We start from the raw sequence: 13,303 nt of genomic DNA, 5'->3' as shown, positions 1-13,303 counted from the left end.
TGCGGCCCTTCGAGATTACAACCCGCAAGCCTGCAATCATAGACGCCGATTGCAAAACTCGCCTGCGGGTTACTGAGCGGTCGGCCAGGGCAAAATCGGAATGGCCGTCACGGCGTTCTGCGGGCTGCCTTCGATCAGGCGGTCACTGTAGACCAGGTACACCAGCGTATTGCGCTTCTTGTCGAGGAAGCGCACCACTTGCATGGTCTTGAACACCAGCGAGGTGCGCTCCTTGAACACTTCGTCACCGTCCTTGAGCTCGCCCTTGAAGCGGATCGGGCCCACCTGACGGCAGGCAATCGAGGCTTCAGCGCGGTCTTCGGCCAGGCCGAGGCCGCCTTTGACACCGCCGGTCTTGGCGCGGGACAGGTAGCACGTCACGCCGTCAACCTTGGGGTCGTCGAAGGCCTCGACCACAATGCGGTCGTTGGGGCCGACAAACTTGAACACCGTGGACACTTGGCCAATTTCTTCGGCCGAGGCCAGCAGCGGCATGGCCAGCAGCAGGCCGAGCAATCCCTTCATGACACGCATTGTGTATTCCTTTGGTTAGACCAGGATCAGGTTATCGCGGTGCACCAGTTCCGGTTCCGCCATGTAGCCTAATAGTCCGACAATCGCGTCGGACGATTGTCCAATAATTTTCTGCGCTTCAAGGGCACTGTAGTTGGCCAGGCCGCGAGCAATCTCACGACCGTCCGGCGCCACGCACACCACCATTTCCCCACGGCGGAAACTGCCCTGCACCAACTTGACGCCGACCGGCAGCAAGCTCTTGTTACCCTGGGACAAGGCCGATACCGCGCCATCGTCCAGCACCAGGGTGCCACGGGTTTGCAGATGACCGGCCAGCCATTGTTTGCGCGCGGCGAGCATGCCGCGTTCCGGCGACAGCAGCGTGCCGATGCGCTCACCGGCCTTGAGACGATCCAGCACGCGCTCCAGGCGCCCACCGACGATGATCGTGTGGGCACCAGAGCGTGCGGCCAGGCGCGCTGCGCGCAGCTTGGTCTGCATGCCACCACGGCCCAGGGCGCCGCCAACGCTGCCGGCCACGGCATCCAGCGCCGGGTCATCGGCGCGCGCTTCATAAATAAGCTGGGCGTCGGGGTTGTTGCGCGGGTCGGCGTCGAACATGCCGTCGCGGTCGGTGAGGATCACCAGCAGGTCAGCTTCCACCAGGTTGGCAACCAGGGCGGCCAGGGTGTCGTTGTCGCCGAAGCGGATTTCGTCGGTGACCACGGTGTCGTTCTCGTTGATCACCGGGATCACCTTCAGCTCCACCAGCGCGCGCAAGGTGCTGCGGGCATTGAGGTAGCGCTTGCGGTCGGACAGGTCGTCGTGGGTCAGCAGGATCTGCGCCGTGTGGCGGCCGTGCTCGGCAAAGCTGGATTCCCAGGCTTGCACCAGACCCATCTGGCCGATGGCGGCGGCAGCTTGCAGTTCGTGCATCGCGCTGGGTCGCGCGGTCCAGCCGAGGCGGCTCATCCCGGCGGCAACCGCCCCGGACGACACCAGCACCAACTCAACACCGGCCTCATGCAAGGCCACCATCTGCTCGACCCAGACGCTCATGGCTGCGCGATCCAGCCCCTTGCCATCCGCCGTCAGCAACGCACTGCCGATCTTTACGACCCAGCGCTGCGCACCTGTCACTTTGCTCCGCATCATCTTCAACCTTAGATTGAGGGTTGCGCGACCCAGCGCCGCCCATAACGTTAAACCCGGATACTAAAACGCCGCTCTCTAAGGAGCGGCGTTCAAGTTTATCGCAACGGATCAGTCACGCACGTAAATGATTTCCGGACCGTCTTCATCATCCACGTCTTCTTCGTCCCAATCATCGTCGCCGATGTCGTGGACCGACTTCACGCCGCTGCGGCGCAGGGCACGCTGGTCGTCCAGGGCTTGCAGCTGGGCACGGGCTTCGTCTTCGATCTGCTGGTCAAGCTCGGCGAGTTCGGCCTTGAATACCGGGTCGGCCGCCAGGCGGTCGGCGCGGTCTTCGAGGTAGCGCATGATGTCGCGGGTCAGGCGCTCGGTGCCTTCTTTGGCGATGGCCGAGATCACGTAGACCGGGCCGGTCCATTCCAGGCGATCGACGATTTCCTTGACGCGCTCCTCGTGTTCTTCTTCGAGGATCTGGTCGCACTTGTTCAGCACCAACCAGCGATCACGCTCGGCCAGGGCCGGGCTGAACTTGGTCAGTTCGCTCACGATCACTTCGGCGGCGTCCGGGGCGCTGGTGTCATCCAGCGGCGCCATGTCCACGAGGTGCAGCAGCAAACGGGTGCGCGACAAATGCTTGAGGAAGCGGATGCCCAGGCCGGCGCCATCGGAGGCACCTTCGATCAGGCCGGGAATGTCGGCGATCACGAAGCTTTTCCAGCGGTCGACGCTGACCACGCCCAGGTTGGGTACCAGGGTGGTGAACGGGTAGTCGGCAACCTTTGGCTTGGCAGCCGAGACCGAGCGAATGAAGGTACTTTTGCCGGCGTTCGGCAGGCCCAGCAGGCCCACGTCGGCGAGCACTTTCATTTCCAGCTTGAGGTCACGCTGCTCGCCCGGCTTGCCTGGCGTGGTCTGGCGCGGTGCACGGTTGGTACTGGACTTGAATCGGGTGTTACCCAGACCGTGCCAGCCGCCCTGCACAACCATCAGTTTCTGGCCGGCCTTGGTCAGGTCGCCAATCACTTCCTGGGTAGCGGAGTCGATGATCGTGGTGCCGACCGGCACGCGCAGTACCAGGTCTTCGCCTTTTTTACCGGTGCAGTCGGTGCTGCCGCCGTTGGAGCCACGCTCGGCATCAAAGTGCCGGGTGTAACGATAGTCGACCAGGGTGTTGAGGTTTTCGTCGGCCATCATGTAGATGGAACCGCCGTCACCGCCATCACCGCCGTTTGGGCCACCGTTTTCGATGAATTTTTCGCGACGGAAACTCATGCAACCGTTACCGCCGTCGCCTGCTTTTACTCGGATGGAAACTTCATCAACGAACTTCATAACAAAACGCCTCTCGCCGCACGGACGAGCTTAAGAAACCAAGACATAAGACTCTTGCAAAAATGAGCGCAGCGACCTCAATCAACGACCGCAAATCCAGCGCTTGAGCCCATTACAAACAGCTTTGCAAGAGACTCACCCCACAAACGAAAAAGCCCCGTCGCAAGACAGGGCTTTTCCAGCGATCTCGCAATTAAGCTGCGACAACGCTCACGTAACGGCGGTTGAAAGCGCCTTTTACTTCAAACTTGATCACGCCTTCGATTTTCGCGAAGAGGGTGTGATCTTTACCCATGCCAACACCGTAACCGGCGTGGAATTGGGTGCCGCGCTGACGCACGATGATGTTGCCCGGAATGATTTTCTGGCCGCCATACATCTTCACGCCAAGGCGTTTGGCTTCTGAGTCGCGACCGTTACGGGTACTACCACCAGCTTTTTTGTGTGCCATGAGTCAATTCTCCTAGTGAGGAATTAGGCTGAAATTAAGCCTGAATACCGGTGATTTTGATCTCGGTGTACCACTGGCGGTGGCCCATACGCTTCATGTGGTGCTTACGACGACGGAACTTGATGATGCGGACTTTATCGTGACGACCTTGGGAGATCACTTCAGCCACAACGGTAGCGCCAGCAACAACTGGAGCGCCGATGTTCACGTCATCGCCATTGGCGACCAACAGAACGCGATCAAAAGTAACGGATTCGCCGGTAGCGACTTCCAGTTTTTCGATCTTCAGGTATTCACCTGGGGCGACTTTGTATTGCTTGCCACCAGTAACAATTACTGCGTACGACATGGTATTTCTCCGATAATCCTGCTCACCCAGCGCTTTATAAGAAGAGGTATTGGCTGGCATGGCTGCATGGGATGGACGTCCCGAATGCAATTGCGTAAGGCAGGTGCTGCCCAGGAAGTTCAGGGTGCGCGATTGTACGCAAGCTATGGGAGGCTTGCAAGTGGCCGTCTATCGCGCCTTGACACCCGGGGGCCTGGGTCCTAGCATGCCGCGCAACCCTTCTGGAGCGACTGTCGCTGATGCAACCCCAAGCTTTCTACCGCGCGGTCGCGGACGATTTTAGCGCCGTCGACGGCATCATCAAGAAGCAGCTGACTTCTAAAGTGCCGCTGGTCTCCAAAATTGGCGACTATATTACGTCGGCGGGCGGTAAGCGCCTGCGTCCTTTATTAGTGTTGCTGTGTGGCAAGGCCCTGGGCCGCGAAGGTGATGACCTGCGCCTGCTGGCGGCCACTATCGAATTCCTGCACACCGCGACCCTGCTGCATGACGACGTGGTCGACATGTCCGGCATGCGCCGTGGCCGCGAGACCGCCAATGCCATGTGGGGCAACGCCCCTAGCGTGCTGGTGGGCGACTTCCTGTACTCGCGCTCATTCGAAATGATGGTTGAACTCGGCTCGATGCCGGTGATGAAGATTCTTTCACAGGCCACGCGCATCATCGCTGAAGGCGAAGTGCTGCAACTGTCAAAGGTCCGCGACGCCAGCACCACTGAAGAAACCTACATGGAAGTGATTCGCGGCAAAACCGCGATGCTCTTCGAAGCCTCCACCCACAGCGCCGCCGCGCTGTGCGGCGCAACGGTCGAACAGGCCGAAGCCCTGCGCACCTTTGGTGATCACTTGGGCGTGGCCTTCCAACTCGTGGACGACCTGCTCGACTACCGTGGCGATGCCGAGACCCTGGGCAAGAACGTCGGTGACGACCTGGCCGAAGGCAAGCCGACCTTGCCGCTGATCTACACCATGCGCGAAGGTACGCCGGAACAGGCTGCCCTGGTGCGCAAGGCGATCCAGAAAGGCGGGATCGAAGACCTGGAGGCCATCCGTGCCGCTGTCGAAGCGTCGGGTTCCCTGGAGTACACCGCGCAACTGGCACGCGATTACGTGGCCCGTGCGATCAAGTGCCTGGAAGCCCTTCCAGCCAGCGAATACCGGGACGCCCTGGTTGAGCTGAGCGAGTTTGCGGTCGCGCGTACGCACTAAAATAATGTGGGAGGGGGCAAGCCCCTCCCGCATTTAGTTTGTATTACCTATCCAAGACCACGCCCTGCCTTGGCTCAATTCCCTATATAATGTGCGACTTTTAGCCATCCTGACTTTCAAGGAGCTGTAGTGAGCACGTTGCCACCCTGCCCGAAATGCAATTCCGAATACACCTACGAAGACGGCGCCCAGCTGATCTGCCCGGAATGCGCCCATGAGTGGTCCGCCAGCGGCGAGGCCGACACGGCCAGCGACGAAACCGTGAAGAAAGACTCTGTGGGCAATGTCCTGCAGGACGGCGACACCATCACCGTGATCAAGGACCTCAAGGTCAAGGGCACCTCCCTGGTGGTCAAGGTCGGCACCAAGGTCAAGAACATCCGCCTGTGCGACGGCGACCACGATATCGATTGCAAGATCGACGGTATCGGCCCGATGAAGCTCAAGTCCGAGTTCGTGCGTAAAGTCTGAACCTGTTGCTTCCATCCCGCGCCCGCCGCGGGATGGCGTTTCGCCCTCCCCGTTGATCGAACGCAATATCCACACAGAAAAAAACACAAACCGCCAATAGGCACTTGCTATTCTACGAATAAGAATTATTCTCATTGAACTCATCAAGGAGAACGACCATGACTTATTTGATCGATGCCTGGCTGGACCGCCCACACCCTTACCTGCGGATCCTGCATCGGGAAACCGGTGAAGTCTGTGCGGTACTGGAAGAAGAAGCGCTGAATGAACTGCAGGACCAGGGCGACCTGGACGTCAACGGGCTGAGCTCGAGTGAACCTGGGGTGCTGAAGGAGGTGGTGCGTAATCTGTTTCTGTTCTGCTATGCCCGAGCGTTGCGCCCGGCGACGGAGCTGAACGGCAAGTTCCATCCATGAACCACCACGCACATTCTGTGAGTACGGGCCTTATGTGGGACCGGGCTTGTTGTGGCGAGCACGCTTGCTTGCGCTGGGGTGCGAAGCGCCCCTAACTGCCGACGACTGCTGCGCAGCCGAGCGGGGGCATGCGCCCTCGCCACAACAAACCCGCTCCCACACAAGCCCAACACCCACAGAAATCAGCAGGTCTTACAGAACGTCGAGCAGCTCGACGTCAAACACCAGAACGCTGTGCGGCGGGATGCTGCCAACGCCTTGAGCGCCGTAAGCCAGTTCGCTCGGCACGTACAGGCGCCATTTGCTGCCGGCATTCATCAGTTGCAGGGCTTCGGTCCAGCCGGCGATCACGCCGCCCACCGGGAATTCTGCAGGCTGGCCGCGATCGTAGGAGCTGTCGAACACAGTGCCATCGATCAGCGTGCCGTGGTAGTGAGTACGCACTTGGTCTTCACGGGTCGGCTTGGCGCCGTCACCGGCCGTCAGCACTTCAAATTGCAGGCCGGAAGCCAGGGTGGTGATGCCATCACGCTTGGCGTTTTCAGCCAGGAATGCCAGGCCAGCGCCAGCCGCCGCTTCAGCCTTGGCGGCCGCTTCGGCTTGCATGATTTCGCGGATCACCTTGAAGCTGGCGGCCATTTGTTCCTGGTCGACACGGCTTGGCTTGCCGGCGAATGCGTCGGTCAGGCCAGCGAGGATCGCGTCCAGGCTGACGCCCGGTGGTGGGTTGTCGCGCAGTTGGTCGCCCAACTGACGGCCGATACCGTAGCTGACGCGGGTTTCGTCGGTGGACAGATTAACTTCGGACATGAAGAGGCTCCGCTGTAGGACAGCACGGTTTCCCGCGCCATCCAGAACTAAAAGGGCCCGCAGACTAGCACACAAGACCCGCCCATGATCAGCCCCCTCCCCCGTCAGCCACCGCGCTGGCACCCCTTCGTCGCTCTGCGACGAAATAGCATTTCAGATTCATCTCTTGTCGCCGATACAGCCCTACACAGCAGCTGGCTCCAAAATCAATAACCGTCCAGCACACCCCCATTTTTCTTGCGGAGCATTCAATGAACAGCTGGTTCGGCAACATCAGCGTCAACCTCAAACTCGGCCTGGGCTTCGGCCTGGTGCTGGTCCTCACCTCGATCCTGGCCCTCACCGGCTGGACCAGCCTCGGCGGCCTGATCGACCGCAGTAACTGGATGAGCGATATCACCCAGCTCAACGCATCGTTGACCAAACTGCGAATCGTGCGCCTGCAATACATGCTCGCCAACGGCGACGAAGCCGTGGCCCAGAATGTACAGACCAGCCTGGATGCTTTCGCGGCCCAGCAACAGAAACTCCTGGACAGCTTCAAGAGCCCGGAAAACCTCAAGCTGCTCAACGAGCAGAAAGGCGTCATCACCGCCTATCAACAGTCCCTGAACAAAATGCGTGAGGCCTACCGTAACGGCAATGCCTCTCGCCAGGTGATGGGCGACAAGGCCGATATCGCCAACGCACAGATCGAAGCGTTGGACACCAAAGTGCAGCAGATGCCCGAAAGCCCGGAGCGTTTCAGCCAATTCCAGGCCGTGACGCGAGCCAAAGAAGAGTTCATGTTGGCCCGCTATGAAGTGCGTGGCTACATCGCCAACGTCAGCCCGGACACCGAAGCCCGTGCCGCCGCACAAATTGAAAAAGCCATCAGTGGCTTGAAAGGTCTCAGCGCCGTATTCGGTGCGAGCGAGCAAAGCGCTTTGACTGCGCTTGAAACCGCCCTTGGCGCCTACCGCACGGCCGTGCAGAACTACAAGGCAGCCAACGCCAACATCGTCACCGCCCGTGCCGAGATGACCACACAGGGTGCCGACATCGTCACCATCAGCGACAAGCTGTACGAAATTCAACTGAACCGCCGCGATGCCGAAAGCGCCCAGGCCCGTAGCCTGCAATTGATCAGCACCTTGCTGGCCCTGCTGGTTGGCGTCATCGCCGCATGGGTCATCACCCGCCAGATCACCCGACCGATCCAGGAAACCCTGGCCGTGGTAGAACGCATTGCCTCCGGCGACTTGAGCCACAACATCCAAGTCACACGCCGTGATGAACTGGGCGTGCTGCAACAAGGCATCCAGCGCATGGGCACTACCCTGCGCGAATTGATCAGCGGTATTCGCGACGGCGTGACGCAGATTGCCAGCGCCGCTGAAGAGTTGTCGGCGGTGACCGAGCAAACCAGCGCCGGCGTGAACAGCCAGAAGATCGAGACCGATCAGGTCGCCACCGCGATGCACGAAATGACGGCCACTGTGCAGGAAGTCGCGCGTAACGCCGAACAGGCGTCCCTGGCCGCCGCAGATGCCGATGGTCAAGCCCGCGCAGGCGACAAAGTGGTCGCTGAAGCCATCGCTCAGATCGAGCGCCTGGCCGCGGAAGTGGCCCGTTCCACCGACGCCATGACCCACCTGCAACAAGAGAGCAACAAGATCGGCAGCGTGATGGACGTGATCAAGGCTGTGGCCGAACAGACCAACCTGCTGGCCCTCAACGCGGCGATTGAAGCGGCGCGTGCCGGTGAAGCCGGCCGTGGGTTTGCTGTGGTGGCTGACGAAGTGCGCGGCCTGGCCCAACGCACGCAAAAATCCACCGAGGAAATCGAAGGCCTGGTCGCCGGCTTGCAGAACGGCACCCAGCAAGTGGCCAACGTGATGAACAACAGCCGCAGCCTCACCGACAGCAGCGTTGAGCTGACGCGCAAGGCCGGTGTGTCGCTGGAGAACATCACCCGTACGGTGTCGAACATCCAGTCGATGAACCAGCAGATCGCCGCCGCCGCAGAACAGCAAAGCGCCGTGGCGGAAGAGATCAGCCGCAGCATTGTGAATGTGCGTGATGTGTCGGAGCAGACTGCTACGGCGAGCGATGAGACGGCCAAGTCGAGTGTGGAACTGGCGCGGTTAGGTAGCCAACTGCAGCAGATGGTCAGTCACTTCCGGGTATAAAACCGCAATCCCTGTGGCGAGGGAGCAAGCTCCCTCGCCACAGGCAAACAACCCCAGCCACTCACGGGGATTGCAAAAAAACCGCCCTACACAGGCGGTTTTTTATTGCCTGCGATTTGCCCTTCAGCCCTCGCCTTCCTCGACAAACACCACCCGATTTCCAAATGGATCCTTGATGCTCATCTCCCGCGATCCCCAAGGCGTTTCCTCAACCCCGGGCTTGGCATACCGATAGTCCTTGCCCGCCAACTGCTGCTGATAGGCATCCACGCCTTGCGCCTGAATCCGCACCGCCGCACCCGGCGAGGCATCGCCATGGTGCTCAGTCAAATGCAGCACACATTCGCCCAGCGACACCTGCAAATACAGCGGGAAATTCGCCTCGAAACGATGCTGCCAATCCACTTTGAACCCCAGGAAGTCGACGTAGAACTCCAAGGCCTTGGCCTCGTCGAAAATTCGCAGAATGGGGGTGACTTTTCCTAAGTGCATGGTGACCGCTCCGTGTATGAGAACGCCCACTATAGAGACGAAAACCCACGACGCAAATCCCCACTGCGTGCCAGGAAACGACCCGGCCGCTGGCCATTCGCCTGCCCGTCGCTGTAGCTCAACACGCCGTTGACCCATACCCCATCGATGCCCTCGGCCGCGCGCTGCGGTTCCTTGAAGTCCGCCACATCACGCACGCGCAACGGGTCGAACAACACCAGGTCAGCCCAGTGTCCCTCGCGGATTTCACCCCGATCAGCCAGGCCAAAACGCGCCGCGGACAAGCCGGTCATCTTGTGCACAGCGGTGTGCAACGGGAACAACCCCACATCGCGGCTGAAATGCCCCAGCACCCGTGGAAACGCGCCCCACAAACGCGGATGCGGGAACGGATCCTCAGGCAAACCATCCGACCCCACCATCGATAACGGATGCGCCAGGATCCGCCGCACATCCGCCTCGTCCATCCCGTAATACACCGCCCCTGCCGGTTGTAGCCGGCGTGCGGCGTCCATCAACGAAACGTCCCACTCAGCGGCAATCTCCTGCAAATCGCGCCCGCCCATCGCCGGGCACGGCGTCGACCAGGTAATGGTGATACGAAACGCGTCCGTCACTTGCTTGATGTCCAGGGTCGAAGAACTCGCCGCATAGGGGTAGCAATCACAGCCCACCGGATGGGTTTTGGCCGCCCGCTCCAGCGACGCCAACAGCTGCGGACTACGCCCCCAATTACCGGCACCCGCACATTTGAGGTGGGAAATGATCACCGGCACCTTGGCATGTCGGCCGATCAGAAACGCCTCGTCCATCGCCTCCAGCACCGGTTCGAATTCACTGCGCAAATGGGTGGTGTACACCGCACCGAACGCGGTGAGTGCCTCACTCAGTTGCAGCACTTCGTCGGTCTCGGCATTGAATGCACTGGCGTAGGCCAGGCCTGTGGATAAACCGAGGGCGCCGGCTTCGAGGCTCTCTTGCAACTGCACGCGCATGGCGGCGGTTTCATCCGCCGAGGCGGTGCGGTGCAGGTCGTCCATGTGGTTGCTGCGCAACGCGGTATGGCCGATCAACGCCGCGACGTTCACCGCAGGATGTGCACTTTCTACTGCAGCCCGGTAATCGGCAAAACGCGGGTAAGCAAACGCCTCACGCGTGCCCAACAGGTTCATCGGGTCCGGCGGATCGCTGCGCAAACTCACAGGCGATGCGCTGATGCCGCAGTTGCCGACAATCACCGTGGTCACGCCCTGGCTGAGCTTGGGTAGCATCTGCGGGTGGCGGATCACCACCGTGTCGTCGTGGGTGTGCACGTCAATGAAACCCGGCGCCAACACGCGGCCGGCGGCATCAATTTCATGCTCGGCCATGGCCGTCGACAAATCGCCAATCGTCTCGATGCGCCCGTCGCGCAGCCCCACATCAGCGACATAGCCGGGCGTGTTGCTGCCATCAATGATCAGCGCCTGGCGTATCAACGTGTCGTACTTCATTTCAGTCTCCAAGCGGCAGGCTGTCAGGGCCGCCGCGATAATCGTCCAGGGCCAGCTTGATCCGGCGCAGGCGCTCCTGGTTGTCGTCCGGCAGGGCCAAGGCCAGCTCGGTAGCGAGCAGGTCGATGGCCAGCAGCATGCCGTAGCGCGCTGCCGTGGGTTTGTAGATAAAGCTGGTTTCGGCCGGTTGCAGCGGCAGCAGCACATCTGTCAGTTGCGCCAAGGGTGAATCCGCAAGGGTGATAGCGACGATGCGCGCGTCGTAGTTGCGCGCCAGTTCCACCACGTCCAGCAGTTCGGGGGTGAGGCCGGTCAAGGAGCACACGATCAGCGCATGCTCCGGCCCCAGGGTCGCGGCCGTGACACGCATCATCACGGGGTCATGACAGGCGGCAATCGGATAGCCCAGACGCACCAGCCGTACCTGCAACTCATCGCTGCACAGGCTCGACGGGCCGCCCATACCGAACGCATGGATCATCCGCGCCTTGCCCAGCAGGTTGACCGCATCAACAAAGCTCGCCTGGTTGAACCCCGACAAGTGCTGCCGCAACGTCGCCTCGATATCCCCCAGGATCTGCCGATGAAACGCCGATTGCTCCGGTAACCCCGCAGGGTCGAGGAAGCGACTGCCGACCCCACTGGCCTGCGCCAATTGCAGGCGCAAGTCACGCAAGTCCCTACACCCCACACTGCGCGCGAACCGCGACAAGGTGGCCGTGCTGACCTCGGCCCGTTGGGACAATGCCTCCAGGCTGGCCGACGCGGCAAAGCCCACATCATCGAGCATCAGCTTGGCGATACGCCCTTCGCCGGCGCTGAAGGAATCCAGACGGGCGCGGATCTGGTAGAGGATGTCCATGGGGTCTCCGGGTTACAAAATGAGGCTCATAAAACAAGAGACAGGCCGTAGGTGAGACCGAATGCCACCACAGAAATCAACGTCTCCAGCACAGTCCAGGTCTTGAAGGTCTGGATCACCGTCATATTGAAGTATTCCTTGATCAGCCAGAAGCCGCCGTCGTTCACGTGGGAAAAGATCACCGAGCCCGCACCGGTGGCCAACACCAGCAATTCGGGGTGTGGATAACCCAGGCCCATGGCGACTGGAGCTACAACACCGGAGGCGGTGGTCATGGCAACGGTGGCCGAGCCGGTGGCGATCCGCATCAACGCGGCAAACAGCCACCCCATCACCAGCGGCGACAAGTGGAACGCGTGGGCCAGACCAAGAATTTCGTTAGTCACTCCGGCGTCCACCAGGATCCGGTTCAAGCCGCCCCCCGCCCCCACCAGCAAGGTGATGCTCGCGGTCGGCGCGAGGCATTCATTGGTGAACGTGAGGATCGACTCGCGGTTGAAACCCTGCGCAATACCCAAGGTCCAGAAGCTCACCAAGGTCGCCACCAGCAACGCAATCACCGAGTTGCCGATAAACAGCAGGAACTGGTTGAAACCGGTGCCCGGCGTGGAAATCACGTTGGCCCAGCCGCCGATCATCATCAGCACCACCGGCAACAGAATGGTGCCCATGGTCAGCGTAAAGCTTGGCAAGCGTGTACGCGGTTCGCGGTCGATGAACTGGCGTTCCAGCGGATTTTCCGCCGGCAGGTGAATGCGCGGCACAATGAATTTGGCGTAGAGCGGGCCGGCGATGATTGCCGTGGGGATACCAATGAGGATCGCATACAGCACGGTCTGCCCCACCGATGCGTTATACGCCAGCACCGCCATCATCGCGGCCGGGTGCGGCGGCACCAGCGCATGCACCACCGACAGGCCGGCGACCATCGGCAAACCGACCATCAGGATCGACACGCCCACACGCCGCGCCACGGTAAAGGCGATCGGAACCAGCAGCACAAAACCCACCTCGAAAAACAGCGGCAATCCCACCAGGAAGGCGATGCACACCATGGCCCAGTGCGCATTGCGCTCGCCAAACCGGTTGATCAACGTACGCGCCACCTGCTCGGCACCGCCGGACTCGGCCATCATCTTGCCAAGCATGGTGCCCAGCGCCACGACCAGGGCGATATGCCCCAGGGTCTTGCCGACGCCCGCTTCGTAAGAGCCCATAATGGTGTCCGCCGGCATCCCGGCCATCAGCGCCAAGCCGATGGACACCAGGGTGATGACGATAAACGGATTGAGCCGGTAACGTGCAATCAGCACGATCAAAGCAATGATGGCGATGGCAGCGTATGCCAATAGCCCGAAGCCCGGTGATGCGGCCATGCGGTACTCCTCGGAAAGGGTCACGTCGAATGAGTTGTGAAACTCATAAATCATTACCGAGGAGTGTTTTCAATTTTTATGAAAGTAATTTTCGCCCACGGACAAGCGGTGTCGCGATGGGATATGCCCGACAACCGTGTATGAAAATTCGAGGGGTGTTCTTACATGAAGATCAGACGATGCCGGAAACTCAATGTGCGC

At 60.6% G+C, this 13,303-nt stretch carries 14 protein-coding genes and 1 pseudogene; 5 read left to right on the top strand and 10 right to left on the bottom strand.

Features of this window, described 5'->3' with window-relative positions:
* Positions 1-69: 69 nt before the first annotated feature.
* From AC3ZU9_RS01830 to rplU, 5 genes are all read right to left on the bottom strand, one after another.
* Positions 70-534: a CreA family protein gene (locus tag AC3ZU9_RS01830; RefSeq protein WP_015885841.1), complete on the bottom strand. Its 465-nt coding sequence runs from the start codon at positions 532-534 to the stop codon at positions 70-72.
* Between the two features lie 15 nt (positions 535-549).
* Positions 550-1,668 carry a glutamate 5-kinase gene (gene proB / locus AC3ZU9_RS01825; RefSeq protein ID WP_026013771.1) on the bottom strand — a complete coding sequence of 373 codons (1,119 nt, stop codon included), beginning with the start codon at positions 1,666-1,668 and terminating at the stop codon, positions 550-552.
* A gap of 111 nt (positions 1,669-1,779) precedes the next feature.
* The gene (gene cgtA / locus AC3ZU9_RS01820) at positions 1,780-3,003 is read right to left on the bottom strand and encodes an Obg family GTPase CgtA (protein ID WP_015885843.1); all 1,224 of its coding nucleotides are present in this window, start codon (positions 3,001-3,003) and stop codon (positions 1,780-1,782) included.
* A 193-nt stretch (positions 3,004-3,196) separates the two neighbouring features.
* Complete coding sequence (gene rpmA, locus AC3ZU9_RS01815; RefSeq protein ID WP_003176049.1) at positions 3,197-3,454, bottom strand: 50S ribosomal protein L27; 258 nt, start codon at positions 3,452-3,454, stop codon at positions 3,197-3,199.
* A gap of 34 nt (positions 3,455-3,488) precedes the next feature.
* Positions 3,489-3,803, bottom strand: a complete 315-nt coding sequence (rplU, locus tag AC3ZU9_RS01810) for a 50S ribosomal protein L21 (RefSeq protein ID WP_007950961.1) — start codon at positions 3,801-3,803, stop codon at positions 3,489-3,491.
* A 239-nt stretch (positions 3,804-4,042) separates the two neighbouring features.
* Between rplU and AC3ZU9_RS01805 the strand changes: the two genes are divergently transcribed.
* From AC3ZU9_RS01805 to AC3ZU9_RS01795, 3 genes are all read left to right on the top strand, one after another.
* Positions 4,043-5,011 carry a polyprenyl synthetase family protein gene (locus AC3ZU9_RS01805; RefSeq protein WP_015885844.1) on the top strand — a complete coding sequence of 323 codons (969 nt, stop codon included), beginning with the start codon at positions 4,043-4,045 and terminating at the stop codon, positions 5,009-5,011.
* Between the two features lie 129 nt (positions 5,012-5,140).
* Positions 5,141-5,482 (top strand): zinc ribbon domain-containing protein YjdM, encoded by a 342-nt coding sequence (locus tag AC3ZU9_RS01800; protein ID WP_015885845.1) that lies wholly within the window; start codon positions 5,141-5,143, stop codon positions 5,480-5,482.
* Between the two features lie 158 nt (positions 5,483-5,640).
* Positions 5,641-5,898 carry a PA4570 family protein gene (locus AC3ZU9_RS01795; RefSeq protein WP_003194088.1) on the top strand — a complete coding sequence of 86 codons (258 nt, stop codon included), beginning with the start codon at positions 5,641-5,643 and terminating at the stop codon, positions 5,896-5,898.
* Positions 5,899-6,090: 192 nt separating this feature from the next.
* Here the strand turns inward: AC3ZU9_RS01795 and bamJ are convergent, their stop codons facing one another.
* On the bottom strand, positions 6,091-6,708 hold the full coding sequence (gene bamJ, locus AC3ZU9_RS01790; protein ID WP_015885846.1) for a BamJ family beta-barrel-assembly machinery protein: 618 nt from the start codon (positions 6,706-6,708) through the stop codon (positions 6,091-6,093).
* Between the two features lie 251 nt (positions 6,709-6,959).
* Here bamJ and AC3ZU9_RS01785 point away from each other — a divergent pair.
* Positions 6,960-8,024 (top strand): annotated as a pseudogene (locus AC3ZU9_RS01785) (methyl-accepting chemotaxis protein); the annotation flags it as partial.
* Complete coding sequence (locus AC3ZU9_RS01780; RefSeq protein WP_370636473.1) at positions 8,016-8,879, top strand: methyl-accepting chemotaxis protein; 864 nt, start codon at positions 8,016-8,018, stop codon at positions 8,877-8,879. The pseudogene AC3ZU9_RS01785 and the gene AC3ZU9_RS01780, both read left to right, overlap by 9 nt.
* Positions 8,880-9,002: 123 nt before the next feature.
* On the opposite strand, the gene AC3ZU9_RS01775 is transcribed toward AC3ZU9_RS01780, so the two are convergent.
* From AC3ZU9_RS01775 to AC3ZU9_RS01760, 4 genes are read right to left on the bottom strand one after another with little or no spacing between them, the layout of a single operon-like run.
* Positions 9,003-9,371 carry a glyoxalase superfamily protein gene (locus AC3ZU9_RS01775; RefSeq protein ID WP_010206499.1) on the bottom strand — a complete coding sequence of 123 codons (369 nt, stop codon included), beginning with the start codon at positions 9,369-9,371 and terminating at the stop codon, positions 9,003-9,005.
* A 29-nt stretch (positions 9,372-9,400) separates the two neighbouring features.
* Positions 9,401-10,864, bottom strand: coding sequence for an N-acyl-D-amino-acid deacylase family protein (locus AC3ZU9_RS01770; RefSeq protein ID WP_490090241.1), 1,464 nt, complete (start codon positions 10,862-10,864; stop codon positions 9,401-9,403).
* A 1-nt stretch (position 10,865) separates the two neighbouring features.
* Positions 10,866-11,726: a MurR/RpiR family transcriptional regulator gene (locus AC3ZU9_RS01765; protein WP_490090240.1), complete on the bottom strand. Its 861-nt coding sequence runs from the start codon at positions 11,724-11,726 to the stop codon at positions 10,866-10,868.
* A 26-nt stretch (positions 11,727-11,752) separates the two neighbouring features.
* The gene (locus AC3ZU9_RS01760) at positions 11,753-13,102 is read right to left on the bottom strand and encodes a GntT/GntP/DsdX family permease (protein ID WP_015885851.1); all 1,350 of its coding nucleotides are present in this window, start codon (positions 13,100-13,102) and stop codon (positions 11,753-11,755) included.
* Positions 13,103-13,303 lie beyond the last annotated feature (201 nt).

The organism is Pseudomonas sp. A39 (genome assembly GCF_058145955.1).
This window is presented reverse-complemented; position numbering and strand designations above follow the sequence as displayed.